The 17195-nt window shown below is 68.6% G+C and carries 12 protein-coding genes; all 12 read left to right on the top strand.

Annotated features, from left to right (window positions below; genetic code table 11):
- The first annotated feature begins 81 nt into the window (after positions 1-81).
- The gene (locus Q8O14_15050; protein ID MDP2362044.1) at positions 82-1410 is read left to right on the top strand and encodes a chorismate-binding protein; all 1329 of its coding nucleotides are present in this window, start codon (positions 82-84) and stop codon (positions 1408-1410) included.
- 191 nt (positions 1411-1601) lie between these two features.
- On the top strand, positions 1602-3776 hold the full coding sequence (locus Q8O14_15045; GenBank protein MDP2362043.1) for a hypothetical protein: 2175 nt from the start codon (positions 1602-1604) through the stop codon (positions 3774-3776).
- Positions 3777-3843: 67 nt separating this feature from the next.
- Entirely contained in the window at positions 3844-5808 is a 1965-nt protein-coding gene (locus Q8O14_15040; protein MDP2362042.1) for a T9SS type A sorting domain-containing protein, read from the top strand.
- A 52-nt stretch (positions 5809-5860) separates the two neighbouring features.
- Entirely contained in the window at positions 5861-7324 is a 1464-nt protein-coding gene (locus tag Q8O14_15035) for a hypothetical protein (GenBank protein MDP2362041.1), read from the top strand.
- A gap of 76 nt (positions 7325-7400) precedes the next feature.
- Positions 7401-10151, top strand: coding sequence for a TonB-dependent receptor (locus tag Q8O14_15030; GenBank protein ID MDP2362040.1), 2751 nt, complete (start codon positions 7401-7403; stop codon positions 10149-10151).
- A 29-nt stretch (positions 10152-10180) separates the two neighbouring features.
- Entirely contained in the window at positions 10181-11179 is a 999-nt protein-coding gene (locus Q8O14_15025; protein ID MDP2362039.1) for a PorV/PorQ family protein, read from the top strand.
- 54 nt (positions 11180-11233) lie between these two features.
- Positions 11234-12610 (top strand): hypothetical protein, encoded by a 1377-nt coding sequence (locus tag Q8O14_15020; protein MDP2362038.1) that lies wholly within the window; start codon positions 11234-11236, stop codon positions 12608-12610.
- A gap of 208 nt (positions 12611-12818) precedes the next feature.
- Complete coding sequence (locus Q8O14_15015; GenBank protein ID MDP2362037.1) at positions 12819-13520, top strand: hypothetical protein; 702 nt, start codon at positions 12819-12821, stop codon at positions 13518-13520.
- Positions 13517-14383 carry a TRAP transporter TatT component family protein gene (locus tag Q8O14_15010; GenBank protein ID MDP2362036.1) on the top strand — a complete coding sequence of 289 codons (867 nt, stop codon included), beginning with the start codon at positions 13517-13519 and terminating at the stop codon, positions 14381-14383. Before Q8O14_15015 ends, Q8O14_15010 begins: the two co-directional genes overlap by 4 nt.
- 112 nt (positions 14384-14495) lie before the next feature.
- Positions 14496-15497 (top strand): TRAP transporter substrate-binding protein DctP, encoded by a 1002-nt coding sequence (dctP, locus tag Q8O14_15005; protein MDP2362035.1) that lies wholly within the window; start codon positions 14496-14498, stop codon positions 15495-15497.
- Positions 15497-16087, top strand: coding sequence for a TRAP transporter small permease subunit (locus Q8O14_15000; protein ID MDP2362034.1), 591 nt, complete (start codon positions 15497-15499; stop codon positions 16085-16087). The genes dctP and Q8O14_15000 overlap by 1 nt, the downstream gene beginning before the upstream one ends.
- On the top strand, positions 16084-17195 hold a 1112-nt coding region (locus Q8O14_14995; protein MDP2362033.1), incomplete at its 3' end, for a TRAP transporter large permease subunit. The genes Q8O14_15000 and Q8O14_14995, both read left to right, overlap by 4 nt.

Below are 17195 nucleotides of genomic sequence, written 5' to 3'. Positions count from 1 at the left end.
CCGACCTGGCACCGACCTGGCACCGGCCTGGCACCCACCAGGCTCCAGTCCAGGGCACGCTCTTGACAAACAAAGGATCCGATGAACGCCGCAGGCCACCCAGCCGCCAGTCAACATGAGGACCTGGCCGCCCTCTGGCAGCGCCATCTGGCCTCCCCCCGGCCTCGCGCCTGGTTGGGGCCCTTTGGCGGACGCGCTTGGCGGGGCAGCGGACTGCTGGAGAGCATCGTGCTGACCGGCCCGCCCCAGGCCGCGCGGATGTGGCAGCTGACCGGCCGCCACCGCCGCCGCCGCGATGCGCCGCCCTTGACGCTGGTCGAGGAGCGGGCCCGCGCTCTGGGCCGCACCGGCATGGGCTTTGTCTCCTACGATTACGCCGGCTTGTTGGAGGAGCTGCCGCCCCCCCCCGGCCCATCCCTGGATTGGCCCCTGCTGCGCTTCGACTTTCATCGGGTGGAGGAGCGGCTCGAACCGGGCTTCGATTCCCATCCGGCGGCCTGGGCCGGACCCCGCGGCTGGTCCGGCCCGGCCGGCCCGCTGGAGCCCGAGGACCCGCGGGACCACTTCCGGCGAGGCGTGCAGCGGGTGCGGGATCTGATCCGCGCCGGCGATTGCTATCAGATCAATCTTGTGCAGGCCTTTGCCGCCGCCCTGGCTCCGGGCGGCGCCCCCGCCCTCTTCGCCGCCCTGCGCCGCCACGATCCGGCGGACGGGGGTTATCGGGCCTTGCTGGAATGGCGCGGTCGCGCCCTGGTCTGCGACTCCCCGGAGCTTTTCCTGGCTCGGCGCGGCGCGCACCTTTGGACGCGGCCCATCAAGGGGACGGTGCGGCGCGAGACCGGCGGACGGATGGACCTGCCCCCGGTGCGCGGGGCCGGCCCTGCCGATGAGGCGGTGGCGGCCCGCCTGCTCGCCTCGGGCAAGGACCGTGCCGAGCTGGCCATGATCGTCGACCTGCTCCGCAACGACCTGAGCCGGGTCTGCCGGCCGGGCAGCGTGCGGACCGGCCCCTTTCCCGAGCTGATGTGGCTGCCCCACCTGCTGCACACCTGTGCCCTGGTCGAGGGGGAACTGCGCCCGGGACGGGGACTGCAGGAGATCTTCCAGGCCGCCTTCCCCTGCGGCAGCGTGACGGGCTGCCCCCGCCGCCGGGCCATGGAGCGCATCGCCGGCCTGGAATCCCGGCCACGCGGCCCCTGCTTCGGCGCCGTGGGGTGGGTGGACGCGGCGGGGGACTTCGAGTTCGCCGTGGCCATCCGCACCGCCCTCCATCAGCGGGGTGGTCTGCGCCTCTTGGCGGGAGGCGGCATCACCATCGACAGCACGCCGGCGGCGGAAGAGGAGGAAAGCCGGCTCAAGACGGCCTCCTACGTGGCGGCCCTGGCCGGTTTGGCCGGCCGCCCCGGTTGAGCGCCGGCCGGGGCCGAAACGGCTTCCGCAGAGGGCCGGCGGCCCTTCTTCCCGGCCGCTGTCCTCGCTCCGTGACACTCCTCATGCTACATTAACGGCCCTTTCGGACCATGATTCAACTGGCGAGAGCATCGGCCGCCCCGCCGTGGTCGGCGAAGTCCCCGCCCCTCAACGTGGACGATGGCTGCACCATGATGAATCTGCGGATCCTGGCCCTTGCCCTGCTGGCCGCCCCCCTGGCCGCGCCCGCCGCCGACGATTTCGGCACCTTCACCTCGGTGGGGGAATTGGGCATGACCATCACCAACTTCGGTGTGATTGGACACGGCTACAACATCGAGGGCCAGCCGTCCTGCCTCTACAAGCAGTACTCCGATCTGGATTTCGAACAAGTGGAGCATTTCTCCTATGGCGGCCTGTGGGTGGGGGGCGTGGTGGGCGGGGAGCCCCGCGTCTCCACCGCCGTGATGGACGGCAGTTTCGGCGGGGCGGGCTGGGAGTGGAACAACGTGCCCGCCGCCCAGGACCGCAGCGGCGCCATCCTGGTGCGCTCCACATTTCCGGACAGCCCCAACTTCCATCCGGAGGCCGTCAGCCACCAGGATTTCCTCATGTCCTTCACGGACACCAGCCGCGTCGTGCCCGGCACGGGGGAAGTCATCACCGGCCACACGCCGCTGGGACTGCGGGTGGATCTGGACAGCCACGCCTGGAACTACAGCTATGCCAACGCCTTTGTCATCCTGGACCTGACCATCACCAACATCAGCCACGCCCTGGATCCCGCCGGCACGGGCTGGACGATCGACTCGCTTTTCGTGGGCTACTGGATCGACGAGGCGGTGGGCAACTTCAACCTGCACAACTACTACGCCCCGGGCCGGGGCGGCTGGTTGTGGTACGACAACCTGGCCGGCGTCGTCCTGACCGACCAGGCCAGCCCGGCGGCGGGGGACAGCATCTGGATGGCGGTCGGCTACGACGCGGACGGCGACAACGGCTATGCCGAGAGCATCCTGGGTTGCCGCTTCCTGGGCGGCTCCGCCCCCCACGTGGCGGATCCCCGCCGCATCAAGCCCCGCGCCAACACCTGGATCTGGAACCGCGACTACAACCAGAGCTTCCCCGCCCTGGTCATGCCCAACAACGAAGCGGCGCGCTACGCCGCCATGCAGGCCCGCCCCTCCCTCAGCGACGCCAGTTTTCCCTACGGCACGGCCAACAGCAGCAGCTGGATGATGCTGGCCAGCGCCGGCTCCTTCGGGCGTCTGGCCCCCGGCGAGAGCTTGAACGCCGTCTTCGCCATCGGCTGCGGCCGGCAGGACTTCGTGCCCGAGGGCGAGCTGTTGACTGGTCTCGAACGCCTGCAGCGCAAGGCCGCCCCCCTGGTCGCCAACACCACCTGGGCCCGTATCGCCTGGGACGGGGAGGACAAGAACCGGGACGGCATTCTCCAGCCCGAGGAGGACCTGGACGGCGATGGTGTCCTCGACCGCTACCTCCTGCCCAATCCGCCCCCGGCGCCGCGCCTGGCCGTGGAGGTGGGCGAGCGCGAGCTGACCCTCTACTGGCGCAACGATCCCGAATCCTTCGTCGACCCCATTCTCGGGGAGCAGGACTTCGAGGGCTACCGCATCTACAGCAGCCTGCGCACCCCGGGCGCCGGCGGGACGCGCACGCTGGTGGCCCAGTTCGACATCATCAACGAGATCTGGCCCAACACCGGGCTGGATGACATCACCGTGCGCCGGGCCCTGGGCGTGGACGCGGATTCGATGGAGCTGGGCGGCGTCTGGTACCACTACGCCTTCCGCATGGAGAACCTGCTCTCCGGGCGTCCCCAGGGCAACTGGCTGGCCGTTTCCGCCTACGACCACGGCCTGCCCGCCAACAACCTGCCCAGTCTGGAGTCGGCCGTGACCGAGAACTGGGTCTTCGTCTTCCCGGGCAGCCTGCCCGACGGCCTGGCCGACGGCCGCGACCGCAAGCCCGGCGTCTACCCCAACCCCTACCGGGGCCGCGCCTCGTGGGACGGCAGCGGTCCCTACGATCGCATGATCTGGTTCACCCACCTGCCGGCGCGCTGCACGGTGAGCATCTTCACCCTGGCCGGCGATTTCGTCGACTCCGTCGAGCACGATGCCGCCACCTACCAGGGCCTGGACGTGGCCCTCATCCGCAAGACGCAGGAGCAGGTGGCGGGCAGCAGCATCGGCGAGACACCTTTTGTCTTCTCCGGGGGCGAGCACGCCTGGGATCTGGTCAGCCGCCACAACCAGGCCATCGCCACCGGCCTCTACCTCTTCACGGTGGAGGACAAGGCCACGGGCAAGGTCGAGATCGGCAAGTTCGCCGTGATCAAATGACCGCCCCCCTGTGGCAACGAATCATCCAAGCGCCGCCCGCGGCGGCCCTCAAGCCAAGGAGGACACCATGAGGTCCTGGATTGCCCTGTTCTTCTGCCTGGCCGGCCTGGCCACGGCCCAGGAGGAGATGACCATCGCCGAGATGCAGCTGCCCACCATCTTCGGCCCGGACAGCGCCGGCACTGTCGGCCAACTGGTGACGGTGGAGGGCGTCGCCCTCTCCTCGTCGGAACATTTTTACGCTGGAAGCAACTCCAGCTTCTACCTGATTGACGAGAACGGCGGCGACTACAGCGGCGTGCTCGTCTTCAAGAACGTGGGCGGCGCCTTCGACGTCTTCGTGGGGGACCGCCTGCGCGTCACGGGCACGGTGGCCGAGTACCGCACCCAGGAATCCGGCCGCTACTCCCACATGACGGAGATCGTCCCCAATGATCCCTCCGTGGATGTGGAGGTGCTGGACTATGAGCAGCCCCTGCCCGATCCCGTCTTCGTGGACATGTGGTACCTGGACCCCATCCGCCACGAGGACCATGTGGCCGAGCGCTACGAGGCCATGCTGATGGAGATCCACGACGCGGTGGTGGTGGACATCAGCGCGCCGCCCTCCTGGCGGCAGTTCACGGTGGCCGATCCCGAGGGCAACAGGGCGGTCATCCGCACGGCGGCCTACGGCCTCTCCAATTATGGACGCCCGCCCCTGGGCTCCACCTTCTCGATGATCCGCGGCGTCATCTACCAGGTCTACAGCAACTACAACGTGATGCCCCGCGACATCAACGACCTCATCCTGGCGGTGGGCCCGCCCATCATCAGCGGCACAACGATCGGCCCCTGCGGCGCCACGCCCGCCGATCTCATCCACATCGCCGTGAACATCTCGGACAACACGGCCATCGACGAGGCCTTCGTCTACTATCGCGTCAACGGCGGGGCCTTCATCGACTTCCCGCTCACGCGCGACCTCTCCAACCCCATCCTTTACACGGCCGACCTGCCCGCCCAGCCCGAAGGCTCCATGGTGGACTTCTACATCTACGCCATGGACGACGAGGGCAACCCCAGCCACCATCCCGCCGACGGCGCCGGCTCGCCCTCCTTCCCGCAGCTATACGTGAGCAGCGTGACGCCCACCACCTGCCTGCAGATCCAGAGCGAGACCTATGCCGACGGCGCCAGCCTCTACCAGTGCCGACCGGCCACCATCACGGGCGTGGTCACCTTCGGTTACACGGACTTCGGCTTCACGGTGGAGGACACCTACCGCAACTACATCATTGCCGAGGCGGGGGGCGCCAACCACGCCATCTACATCTACAACAACCAGAGCCACGGCGTCTGGCTGGAGCAGCTGGAGCGGGGCGACCTCGTCACCCTGGGGGGCATGGTCACCGAGTACAACGGCCTGACGGAATTGACCAGCATCAGCAGCTTCACTCTGCACTCCCCGGGCAACGATTCTCCCGTCACGCCCCTGTCGCTGGGCAGCTTCCTGGCCGGTCCCGAGCCCTGGGAGAGCGTGCTGGTGGAGTTGTCCAACCTGACCGTGACGGCGGACGCCGGCTTCGGCGAGTGGCTGGTCCAGGACGGCCAGGGCAACCCCATCATCGTGGACAACCTGGGCACCTGGGATGTCCAGCTGTCCGTGGGCGCCCACATGGACGGCCTGCGCGGCGTCATCACCTACAACTTCAACGCCTGGAAGATCGCCCCGCGCCAGAACGACGATTTCATCAACCTGAGCAGCCTTGCCCGGCCGACCCGGCCGGTGGAGTTCAGCCTGGCCGCGGCCGTGCCCAACCCCTTCAACCCGGCCACGACCATCCATTACGAGCTGTCGCGGGAGACCGAGCTGCGCCTCAGCGTGGTCAACCTGGCGGGGCAGGAGGTGGCCCTGCTGGCCAGCGGCCGGCGGCCGGCCGGCGGGCACAGCGTGGTCTTCGACGGCAGCCGTCTCGCCAGCGGACTCTACCTGGCCCGGTTGGAGGCGGAGGGCCGCTCCAGCCAGCTGAAGCTGCTGCTGGTCAAGTAAGGACCGACGACGGGGCGGGCTCCGGCCCGCCCCATTCCTGCGCGAGGAAGGCATGTCCCGCTGGATCCTCCTGATTGTGCCGGCGCTGGCCTGGCAGCTTGGCTGCGAACCCCGCGAGGGGGGCGGCAGCCGGTTGGACAACCGGCCGCCCCAAACCCACCTCTCCGTCGGCTTCTTCCGGGCGGACTCCGCCCAGGTGGACACCCTGGGCCTCAGCACCTCGCGGGTGGGCCTCGCCTGGTGGGGCGAGGACGCCGACGGCTGGATCGACCACTACCTCTACCGCTGGTCCAGCGACGTGGACAGCGCCGGGAACCCGGTCTGGCACCGGACGGAGGCCGAGAGCGACACTTTCGTCGTGCTGCTGACGCAGGACGTGGAGCTGGTCCGCTTCGAGATCCGCGCCGTGGACAACGAGGGGGCGGTGGACCCGAGCCCCGCCGTCACGGTCTTTCCGGCCTACAACCAGAAGCCGCGCGTGGACTGGGTGGCGCAGAGCCAGGAACTCCTCTCCAACACGACGGCCGACACCAGCTGGACCTTCGGCTTCAACACCTTCCACTTCAACGCCTGGGACCTGGACGGCAACGCCACCATCACGCGGGTGGTGTGGGCCCTGGACGACACAAGCAGTTGGCAGGACCTGCCCCCCGGCCTGGGCTCCATCTCGCTCACGCCGGCCCAGCTGACGCCCGGTCCGCACCGGGTCTTCGTCAAGGCCCAGGACATCGCCCAGGCCTGGAGCGAGACCCTGGGCTATCCGCGGCCCGGTGACACGCTGGCCGACGGCCGCGCCCAGGTGTGGGCCGTGCGCCCGCTGGAGGGCCATCTCCTCGTCGTCTTCGACGATCCGGCCGAGGTGACCGAGGGCGTGCCTTACGTGCGGGCCGGCCTGGACGCCATGGGCTACCAGGAGCACGAGGACTTCACCTTCTGGGTGGCGACGAACTGGCTGCCCTACGATGACCAGGACTTCCAGGCCATCATGGATGACTTCGCCATGGTCTTCTGGTTCAGCTGGAAGAGGACGCAGAACGAGCTGGCCTGCGACAACCTGGACCTCTTCATGGCCCGGGGCGGCCGCCTCCTCATGACCACGACCGACATCGGACGCCGGCGCAGCACCGGCGGCACCTACATCTTCGACGGCATCTGCGTGCCGGTGGACTCCCTCACCGACCAACGCGACCGCATCCTGCCCAGCCATCCGCTGCTACCGGGCGCCGGTTTCGCCCACTACCCGAGCCTGGCCATGCGGGAGGCCATCTCCTTCGTCAGTCCGGGCAGCGAGTATCCCCGCCACGGCTTCCTGCCCGACAGTTCCGCCACGGAACTCTACTTCGTGCCCGAGGTGCAGGGCAATCCGGACCGTCCCCGCGTGACGGTGGCGGCCCGCGTCGAGGCGGACGGCCGGCCGGGCAAGGCCAAGCAGCTCTATTTCGCCCTGCCCCTGCACAAGGCGACCAATCTGGACAGCCTCTTCATGACGGTGATCCATGATGATTTCAACTGGTAGGGCCTTGACCGCGCCCGCCCCGCGTCCCTGGGCGGGCCGTGCCGGGCGGACGGGGCTGTGGTCGCGGGCGGCGGCCTTGATCATCCTTGTGGCCCTGTCGCTCGGCCTGGCCGGCCAAGCCGCGGCCGACGGCCGCCTGCGCGGCCGGGTGACGGACAAGGAGACGGGGCAGCCGCTGGCCGGCGTCAACGTGGTGGTGAAGGGCACCTACCGTGGCGGGGCCACCGACCTGGACGGCGCCTACATCGTGGGCCAGCTGAAGCCGGGCACGGTGGACCTCGAGTTCAGCATGCTGGGCTACAAGACGGTGCTGGTGACCGGCGTGCTCGTCCTGGACAACCAGGCGCTCCAGCAGGACATCGCCCTGGAGAAGAGCTTCCTCAAGGGCGAGGACATCGTCATCATTGGCAAGAAGCCGCTTTACCAGGTGGACAACACCAGCTCGAGCACCACCCTCGACCTGGAGTCGATCCAGACCAAGGTGGTGGAGAACATCGTGGACGTGGTCAGCCAGCAGGCGGGGGTCACCAAGTCGGACAACGAGGTGCACATCCGCGGCGGGCGCGCCGACGAGAACCTCTACATCATCGACGGGCTCAGCGTCAAGGACCCGGTCTCGGGACAGGGGACGGGCGTCTTCCTCTCCGCCTCCGCCGTCAAGCAGGTGGAGGTGATCACGGGCGGCTTCAACGCCGAGTACGGCGAGGCCATGAGCGGCGTCATCAACGTGGAGACGCGCGAGGGGGACGACGAACTCTTCGGCAGCGTCTCCTGGAAGCGGGACAACCTGGGCGCCTGGCCCCGCCTCAACCAGAACCAGGACGTGGTGGAGGCCAGCGTGGGAGGGCCGCTGCCCAACATTGGCCTGCCCGGCGCCCTGACTTGGTTCCTCAACGGCTACGGCTCCTTCGGCGACACGCACCTGCCCCACGCCACGGAGCTGCAGCCCTCCCAGGACTGGATGGAGCCCTACACCCTGCGCCAGGAGAACAACGCCTCGCTGCTGGCCAAGCTGACCTGGCGCCCCAAACCCACGCGCAAGCTGACCGCCTCGTGGGGCCGCAGCATGCAGGTCAACCAGGGCTACTTCACCACCCTGGTGGAGGACCGGCGCTTCTACCCCTACGAGTACCAGCGGAACCTGGACAACTACAACACCTTCAGCCAGGAGTCGCGCCAGACCAGCTTCAACTGGAAGGAGACGCTGAGCGAGCGCTCTTACGTCGACTTCACCTACGGCATGTTCTTCATCAACCAGCACGCCGACGCCGGCAAGCACTGGACCCAGTACGACCGCCCGCTGGACATCGAACCCACCTGGTACCTGCTCAACCCCGACGGCTCCATCACCATCTACCAGGGGGACGGTTTCTGGGACTACGGCGACACGGACTTCTGGCATGACCACCACGCCCTGACCCACAGCCTGAAGGGGGCCATCACCCGCAGCGCGGGAGCCCACGAGCTGAAGTCGGGTTTCGAGGTGGAGAACACGGAGCTGCAGCTGCTCCACATCACGGCGCCCTGGCTGGCCACGGCGGAGGCCCCGGGCCGTTCCTTCGACATGTACCGCGCCTGGACGGTGGCCGGCGCCTTCTACGTGCAGGACAAGATCAGCTACAAGGGCATGAACGCCAATCTGGGCCTGCGCCTGGATTACTGGCGGCCCGGCAGCTACGTGGAGCGCGTGGTGGAGGACCCCGCCACCGCCATCCTCACCGAGGATGCCCGCGCCCTCTTCCGTGACGAGACCTTCGGCCTCTTCGGCGGGCGCTGGAAGGCGCAGCTCAGCCCGCGGCTGGGGATCAGCCACCCCGTCACCGACAACGACATGCTCTTCTTCAGCTACGGCCACTTCAGCCAGCGGCCCAAATACGCCTATGTCTACGCCAAGCTGCAGACGGCCGGACAGGGAAGCTACCAGCTCTTCGGCAACCCCAACCTGAGTCCCACCACCACCGTGGCCTACGAGCTGGGACTCAAGCACAAGTTCAACTCCAACAGCGTGCTGCAGCTGACGGCTTTCTACAAGGACATGTTCAATTACGTGACGGCCTTCAACGTCAACAGCAAGCACCCGCGCTACGGCAACATCAGCTACACCCAGTACTGGAACATCGACTACGCCCGCAGCCGCGGCCTGGAGCTTTCCTGGCGCCATCGCTTCGAGCGCTGGTGGAGTTTCAACTGGAACCTGTCCTATAGCGTGCTCACTGGCAAGAGCAGCTCCCCCGCCGAGAACCTGCTCAACGAGGTACGGGTGGGCAGCCGCGACGAGGATCTGAGCGAGAGCTTCCTGCGCTGGGACAAGCCCCTGCAGACCAGCTTCGACCTGGGCTACCATGTCGCCCGGGGCAAGGCGCCCTCCATCGGCTCCTGGCGACTGCCCGACCGCTGGGGCGCCAACCTGCGCCTGGAGCTGGAGAGCGGCCAGCGCTACACGCCGCAGTACATTGACATGGGCGACCCCGCCAACCCCGACGACGACGAGCCGCGGGACCGGGAGTCCAAGCCCTATACCCACATGACGCCCATGCAGCACACGGTGGACTTCAAGGGCTGGAAGGACTGGCGGGCCGGCGCCCTGGACCTGCGCTTCTTCTGCGAGGTGGAGAACATCTTCAACGTGAAGAGCGCCGCCTCCTCGGGATGGATCAACCCCCTGACGGGCGAGGTGTGGGAGGAGGGCGATCCCTTCATCGCCAACCGCCGCGTCTACTACGAGTGGTCCAGCGAGCTGAGCCGCGACCGTGTGCGGCCGCCGGGCACGCCGGCCCGCTTCAAGGAGCCGCGCCAGGTGATGTTCGGCGTGGCGGTGCAGTTCTGATGGCAGGCATGGAAGAGGATGGCGCGCCCATGATTCCTCGCGACACAGTGCGGCTGGTCCTGGGGCTGCTTCTGTTGCTGGCGGCACAGCCCGCCGCCCGGGGCCAGCAGTTGATCCACAACTTCGGCGAGGAGCGGGCCGCCACCACCGTGCTGGGCTTTCTCAAGATCGGCGTGGGCGCACGCGCCGAAGGGATGGGCCAGGCCTTCGCCGGCGTGGCCGACGACGCCACCGCCCTCTACTGGAATCCGGCCGGGCTCAGCCACCTGAAGGGCAACCAGGTGGCCGTCAACCATCTGCGCTGGCCGGCCGACATCACCTACACCTGGCTGGGCTACTCGCGGGAGATGAGCCCCATCCTCCACCTGGGCCTCGCCTACGGCCAGCTGGGCACGGACGAGATGGCCGTCACCACGGAGCAGCACCCCGACGGGGACGGCCGCACCTTCAGCTTCACCGACCAGTTCCTCCAGGTGACGGGCGCCCTCCAGCTGACCAACCAGTTCTCCTGCGGCCTGACGGCCCGCTACGTGCGGGAGGACATCGCCGAGGTGACGATGGACGGCCTCCTGCTGGACCTGGGCACCTTCTACCGGACCGGCTGGCGCGACCTGTCCGTGGCCGTGGCCCTGGTCAACTTCGGCGGGCAGTTCCAGCCGGAGGGCGGCTGGACCACGGCGGACGGCTCCCGGCGCAGCTCCTGGGAGGATTTCTCGGCGCCCACCGTCTTCCGCCTGGGCAGCTCCCTGCACGTCTGGGACGATGTGGACCACAAGGTGCTGGCCGCGGCCCAGATCAACCATCCCGTCGACAACCTGGAGAGCTATGCCCTGGGCCTGGAGTACGGCTGGCGGCAGGCGGCCTTCCTGCGTGGCGGATGGCGCTTCAACGGCGGCGAGGAGAAGTGGACCCTGGGCGCCGGCCTCTCCTTCGAACGCTGGGGCCTGGGCGTGCGCATGGATATCAGTTACAGCGACTTCGGCCTGCTGGACCACAGCCGCCGCCTTTCCAGCCAGTTCAATTGGTGAGGCCCCATGCCCGGCAGCCCGGCAGCCCACGGTGAATCCAAGCGAGTGGCACCCATGATGCGACCCCATCTCCCTTCCCGCCTGCGGCCGCTGGCCCTGGCCGCCCTGCTGGTGGCGGTGGCCGGCTGCGACGTGGACCGCTTTCCCCTGCCCAGCGTGGCCAAGGTGGGGGAGACGGGCTTCGGCGCCGGGGACTCCAGCTACCTTCTGCTCAACCGCCAGATCGTCCTGGCGGATAGCGCCGTCCCGACCGACCTCTTCATCAACGACGACGGCCACATCTACGTGGCGGAGGCGGGCAGCGGCCGGATCAGCGTCTGGGACCAGGCCCTCAACCCGGTGGCGACGGCGGGCCTGACGGACTTTTCGCTGCCCGGCGTCAAAGGCGTGGCGGTGGGTCCCGAACAGCTTCTCTTCGCCGTGGCGGGGGACAACGTGCTGTGGGCCCACAACCTGGCGGCCGCCCGCGAGCCCCTCGTTTGGGGCCTGAGCGGGGGCGTGGCGCGCCACCGCCAGAGCGGGATCATCGACACCCTGGACGCGGCCGGGATCGCCGACCGGATGGCCAACCGCACCCTGCCGCAGTGGGAGTTCCTGCGCGTGGACAGCCTGGATCTAAGCACGGCCGATTTCCAGGCCAAACTGCGCCCTCACCCGCTGTGGGCAGGCGCCCCCTCCACACGCCTGGACGCGGTGGCCCGCGGCCGCGCCGGGAAGCGCGAGGTCTTCGTCGCCAACAACAATACCTTCGGCAACCGTTTGAGCCGCATCCGCCTCAAGCCCAGCGCCGTGCTCTTCACCGCCAATCCCGACGTGGCCGTCGTCTACCTCTACGAGGAGGCGGGCAGCGAAGTGGTCAGCGGCTCGGGCACGGGCCTGGGCACGGTGGACCGGCCCCTTTCCCTGGACGCCGACGGGGCGGGCACGCTCTATCTCACCCAGGCGGCGCCCACCGTGGGCTACTGGAAGGTGCAGCGCCTGACGGTGGAGGAGTACGCCGGGGTCGACTATTGGTCCTTCGATTTCGGGCTCCAGGGGCGGGCGATCATGGCCCCGCAGCGGTTCTGGGAGGCCCGCGACATCACCTACACGGCCACCGGCATCTTCGTCCTTGACCGGCGCGAATCCGCCCTGCCGGAGGAGAGGCCGGCGCACCGCGTGCAGGTCTACCGGCGCAACGGGGACTTTCTGCTGCCCCTGGGGGCGCGCAAGATCCTGGTGGACACGACCCTGGTTGTGAACGGCGCACCGGTGGACACCCTGCTCAAGGTCTGGCGCTACGACCAGCTGGGCAACCCGCGCAGCGTGGCCGTCTACGGCAACCGCAGCGTCCGCGCCGGCACGGAGGAGGAGATCGTGTACGTGGCGGACGGCGACCGCATCAAGCTTTTCATGCTCTCGGTTTCGACAGATGATCTTCCCATCCAATAGGCGGCCGGCCGCCGACTGGACCGTCACCCCGGCGCGACAGCTCTCGTCGGCGATGGCCAGATGGAGGCTACTGCTGTCAAGCGTCCGGGCCAGTCCCTCCCATTCCCTGCTTTTTGGCCCCTTTGTACGGAAACATTTTGGGAGAGACAGCGTGCCCCGGGTGGGTGGGGGGTGGTGGGAGGGCGAACCCCATTCATCGAAACTGAACATGTTCTCGACCCGACACTCCGGTGAGCCGGTACCGGCGCCCAAGTCGACGTCGCTCGTCCTCCTGGGACTGGTGGTCCTGATCCTGGCCAGCGGTTGCGCCCCGCGCATCCCCTTCGGCACGTCCGGCGCGCTCCCCTTCAATACCCAGCCTGACACGCTCTTCCTTTCCCCCGTCTGCTTCGGGTCGGGCGGCAATTTCCAGATGGACCGTCGCCTGGAGAAAAGCCGGGGCGACGGAGAGGCCTATCTGCGCGTCTGGCAGGGCTTTCTTGAAGAGGAGTGCAAGCGCCGCTCCTGGGTGCTGGTGCGGCCCCTGCGTAGCGACAGTCTGGCCGTGGCCGCCTTTCCCGGCGAGCGCGCGGCCGGCCGCTGGCTGGACCTCTACGGCCTGGTTCCCGGCGAGCGCAGCCGCGTGTTGGAGGTGCGCGCCCTGCGGCTGGAGTCCCTCCGCCGCAATGTCTTCCTGCGCTTCTTCGAGTCGATCAATCTCCTGGACGACAGCGGACGGGAGTTCGGCTGGCTGGAGCTGGACTACGAGGTGCACGAGCCGGCCCGGGGAGGGCACAGCGGCCTTCGCCGGCTGGTGAGCCGCGAAGCCGATTCGCACATGATGTCGGCCCGGACGGACCGGGCCGGTCGCCTGATGATGAAGGGGGCCCGTGACGTGGCCCGCCTGCTGGAGGGAGGAGCACGACCATGACGAATCCGGGACGCGCCGCATGGAGCCTCACGCTGGTGTCGCTGCTCCTCTTCAACCTGGCCGGCTGCTCGGTGAGACGGATGGCGGTCAGGGGGATCACCCCCACGCTCGACCATTTTGTGGCGGCCCTCTTCGCCGAGCCGGACCTGCGCCTGGCCCGCAGCGCCTTCGAGACGGACCTGCACCTCATTGCGGGCCTGCGCCGCACCCATGACCAGGCGCGGCTGCAGGAACTTCAGGCGATGGCTCTCACCGGCTATGGGCTTGTCTATTGGGAAGGCGTGGACGATCTGCGGGCCGGCGCCTTCTATCTGCGGGCGCGGGACCTGGGCCGCGAGCTGCTGGGGCGGGATCCCTTCGCCGGGGATGAGGAGGCCTTCCAGGCCTGGTTGAGGAGCTGCCGCGCCGCCGACCTGCCTGCCCTCTTCTGGACCGCATTCCCTTATGGCGCTTGGATGAACCTCAACCTGGGCTCCCAGGAGGCCCTTTTCCACCTGCCACGCGTCGAGGCCATGATCCAGCGCTGCCTGGAACTGGAGGAGGGCTACTTCTTCGGCGCCGGCCACCTCTTCCTGGGCGCCCTGGCCTGCACGCGGCCCCGCTTCGTGGGCGGCGACCCCGACGCGGGACGGGCGCGCTTCCAGACGGCGGCCCGGCTGGGCGGAGCGGATTTCCTGCTGCCCCTCCTCTTCGAGGCCCGCCACTACTGTCCTGCCGCCCTGGACGAGGAGCGCTTCGAAGAGATCCTCCTGGTACTGGACGAGGACCCCGCGCGCTATCTGGACCACCCCCAGGCCCTGCTCAACTCCTGGTGCCTGGAGCAGCTTGAGTTTCTGGCTGCGCGGAGGGGCGAGCTGTTCTGACGGGTTGCGGGGCAGCCCGACCAATCCCGGACTATCTTTCTCGCCCGGGCTTGGCCGCCCGAGTCGCCCCCCGCATTTCTACCTTGTCCCGGCACAATCGGAAGGATGGACCATGCCGCGACGCCTTGCCTTGACCGTCTTGCTGCTGCTCCTGGTCTTGGGGACGACCGCCCGGGCCGAGACCGTCATCAAGTTCGCCACCGTGGCGCCGCGCAACTCCACCTGGATGACCATCATGGAGCAACTGGACGCCGAGGTCCAACAGGCGACGGGCGGGGCCGTCAAGTTCAAGTTCTATCCGGGCGGGGTACAGGGCGACGAGAAGGACGTCATCCGCAAGATGCGGATCGGACAGCTCCATGGCGGCGGCTTCACGGGCGTCGGGATGGGTCTCATCCAGCCCAACGCGCGCCTGCTGGACCTCCCCTACCTCTTCCGCTCGGCGGCGGAGGTGGACACCGTGCTGGAAGGCCTCTTTCCCACCTTCGCCACCCTCTTTGAGGAAAAGGACTTCATCCTGCTGGGCTGGGCCGAGGTGGGTTTCGTCCACTTCTTCACCCGCGATCCGGTGCGCAGCCTGGCCGACCTTGGGCGGCAGAAGCTGTGGATCTGGGAGGGCGACCCCCTGGCCGGGGCCTACTTCAGCGAGCTGGGCCTGAAGCCCATCCCCCTCGCCCTGCCCGATGTGTTGACCAGCTTCCAGACCGGCCTCATCAATGGCGCCTACGCCTCCCCCTACGGCGCCAGCGTGCTGCAATGGCAATCGCGCGTCAAGTACGTGAGCGATCCGCCCATGGCCTGCGCCGCGGGCGCCGTGCTGGTCAGCCGCCGGATCTGGGAAGAGATCCCCGCCGCCCATCAGGCCACGGTGAAGGAGATCGCCCGCCGGCGCCTGCGCCAGCTGACCGCGGCCAGCCGCCACGACAACCAGGCCGCCCTCGAGGCCTTCCTCAAGGCGGGCATCCAGCGCGTCACCCCCGTCAGCGAGGCGGAAGCGCGCGGCTTCGAGACGATCGGCATCCGCGTCCAGGACAAACTGGCCGGTTCCCTCTACGATGCCGCCCTGCTGGAGCGGGCGCGGGTGCTCATCCGGGCCCGTCGCGCCCAGCCCTGATGAGCCGCGTCCTGCACAGCCTGGTCCGACTGCGAGCCGCCCTTGATCGCGCGGAGGCGATGCTGCTGCTCGTCCTGCTCGCGCTGCTGATGGTCCTGTCCTTTCTGCAGGTGGTGCTGCGCCAGTTCCAGGGCGGCTTGGACTGGGGCGAAGTGCTGATCCGCCATTTCGTCCTCTGGATCGGCATGGTGGGCGCCGGCCTGGCCGCCGCCCGTTCCCGCCACATCCGCATCGATGCCCTGGGCCGCCTGCTCTCCCCGACGGTGGGGCGCTGGACGGGCATGGTCCTCGACGGCCTCTCGGCCTGGATCTGCGCCCGCCTGGCCCTGGCCGCGCGGGATTTCGTCGGACAAACGCGGGAGTTCGGCGACCTGCTCGATCCCCTCGCCTGGCCGGACTGGTCCGTGCTGGGTGCCCTGGCCGGGCAGCCCTGGCCGGCCTGGCCCCTGCAGGCGGTGATCCCCGCCGGCTTCTTCCTGATGGCCTTCCACTTCGCCCTCAACATGCCCTTGCGCTGGGTGGATCCCCCTGGCGCCGAAGCGGGGGATGGGGAGCCGGTGGAGGCTCCGGTGGCGGGCAAGGCGGCATGACCATCCTGGGTCTCAGCCTGGCGGCCCTGCTCGGCCTGCCCCTCTTCGTGCTGATCGCTTGGATCGCCCTCATCGCCTTCGGGGCGGAGGGGATCGATCCGGCCGCCATCATCATCGAACTCTACCGCATGGCCTCCCAACCCGTCCTGGTGGCCATCCCCCTCTTCACCTTCGCCGGCTTCGTCATGGCGGAGTCGGGTCTGCCGCGCCGCGTCGTCCGCCTCAGCCACGCCGCCCTCTCCTGGCTGCCGGGCGGCCTCGCCCTGGTCAGCCTGCTCGCCTGCGCCCTCTTCACGGCCTTCACCGGCGCCAGCGGCGTGACCATCATCGCCCTGGGCGGCCTGCTCTTTCCCGTGCTGCTGAAGGAGGGCTACCCGGAGCGCTTCTCCCTGGGCCTGATGACCACCTCGGGCAGCCTCGGCTTGCTCTTTCCCCCCAGCCTGCCCCTCATCCTCTACGGACTGATCGCCGGCGTCAGCGTGGACGCCCTCTTCCGCGCCGCCCTGCTGCCTGGCCTTCTCATCTTGGTCATCCTCGGCGCCTATGCCATGTTCGTGGCCCAGCGGGCCCGGGTGGCCCGCCCACCCTTCTCCTGGGCGGAACTGAGGGCCGCCCTGCGCGAGGCGGCCTGGGAGCTGCCCATCCCGCCCCTCGTCCTCATCCTCATCTACGGCGGGCTGGTCACGGCGGCCGAGGCGGCGGCGGTGACGGCCGTGGTCGTGCTGGTGGTCGAGGGACTGATCCACCGCGAGCTGCCCTGGCCCCGCCTGGTCCGCCTGACAGGCGAGAGCATGGCGATGGTGGGGGCCGTCCTCGCCATCCTGGGCGTGGCCCTCGGTTTGACCAATTACTTGGTTGACATGGAGATCCCTCAGCGCATGCTGGAGTGGATGGAGACCTGGATCGGCTCGCGCTGGGCCTTTCTCCTCGCGCTCAACCTCTTCCTGTTGGTGGTGGGCTGCCTGATGGACATCTTCAGCGCCATCATCGTCGTGGTGCCGCTCATCGTGCCGGTGGCCGCCAGCTTCGGAGTGGACCCGCTCCATCTGGGCGTCATCTTCCTGGCCAACCTCGAGATCGGCTACATGACGCCGCCGGTGGGGCTCAA

Source organism: bacterium, assembly GCA_030685015.1.
Taxonomy (GTDB): Bacteria; CAIWAD01; CAIWAD01; order CAIWAD01; family CAIWAD01; genus CAIWAD01.
Note: the sequence above shows the minus strand (reverse complement) of the source record. Positions and strands in the feature narration are given on the sequence as shown.

What these genes read in the sequence shown, in the direction of transcription:
- Q8O14_15050 (MDP2362044.1), top strand. Translation starts at nt 82, where the DNA reads ATGAACGCCGCAGGCCACCCAGCCGCCAGTCAACATGAGGACCTGGCC.
- Q8O14_15045 (MDP2362043.1), top strand. Translation starts at nt 1,602, where the DNA reads ATGATGAATCTGCGGATCCTGGCCCTTGCCCTGCTGGCCGCCCCCCTG.
- Q8O14_15040 (MDP2362042.1), top strand. Translation starts at nt 3,844, where the DNA reads ATGAGGTCCTGGATTGCCCTGTTCTTCTGCCTGGCCGGCCTGGCCACG.
- Q8O14_15035 (MDP2362041.1), top strand. Translation starts at nt 5,861, where the DNA reads ATGTCCCGCTGGATCCTCCTGATTGTGCCGGCGCTGGCCTGGCAGCTT.
- Q8O14_15025 (MDP2362039.1), top strand. Translation starts at nt 10,181, where the DNA reads ATGATTCCTCGCGACACAGTGCGGCTGGTCCTGGGGCTGCTTCTGTTG.
- Q8O14_15020 (MDP2362038.1), top strand. Translation starts at nt 11,234, where the DNA reads ATGATGCGACCCCATCTCCCTTCCCGCCTGCGGCCGCTGGCCCTGGCC.
- Q8O14_15015 (MDP2362037.1), top strand. Translation starts at nt 12,819, where the DNA reads ATGTTCTCGACCCGACACTCCGGTGAGCCGGTACCGGCGCCCAAGTCG.
- Q8O14_15010 (MDP2362036.1), top strand. Translation starts at nt 13,517, where the DNA reads ATGACGAATCCGGGACGCGCCGCATGGAGCCTCACGCTGGTGTCGCTG.
- dctP (MDP2362035.1), top strand. Translation starts at nt 14,496, where the DNA reads ATGCCGCGACGCCTTGCCTTGACCGTCTTGCTGCTGCTCCTGGTCTTG.
- Q8O14_15000 (MDP2362034.1), top strand. Translation starts at nt 15,497, where the DNA reads ATGAGCCGCGTCCTGCACAGCCTGGTCCGACTGCGAGCCGCCCTTGAT.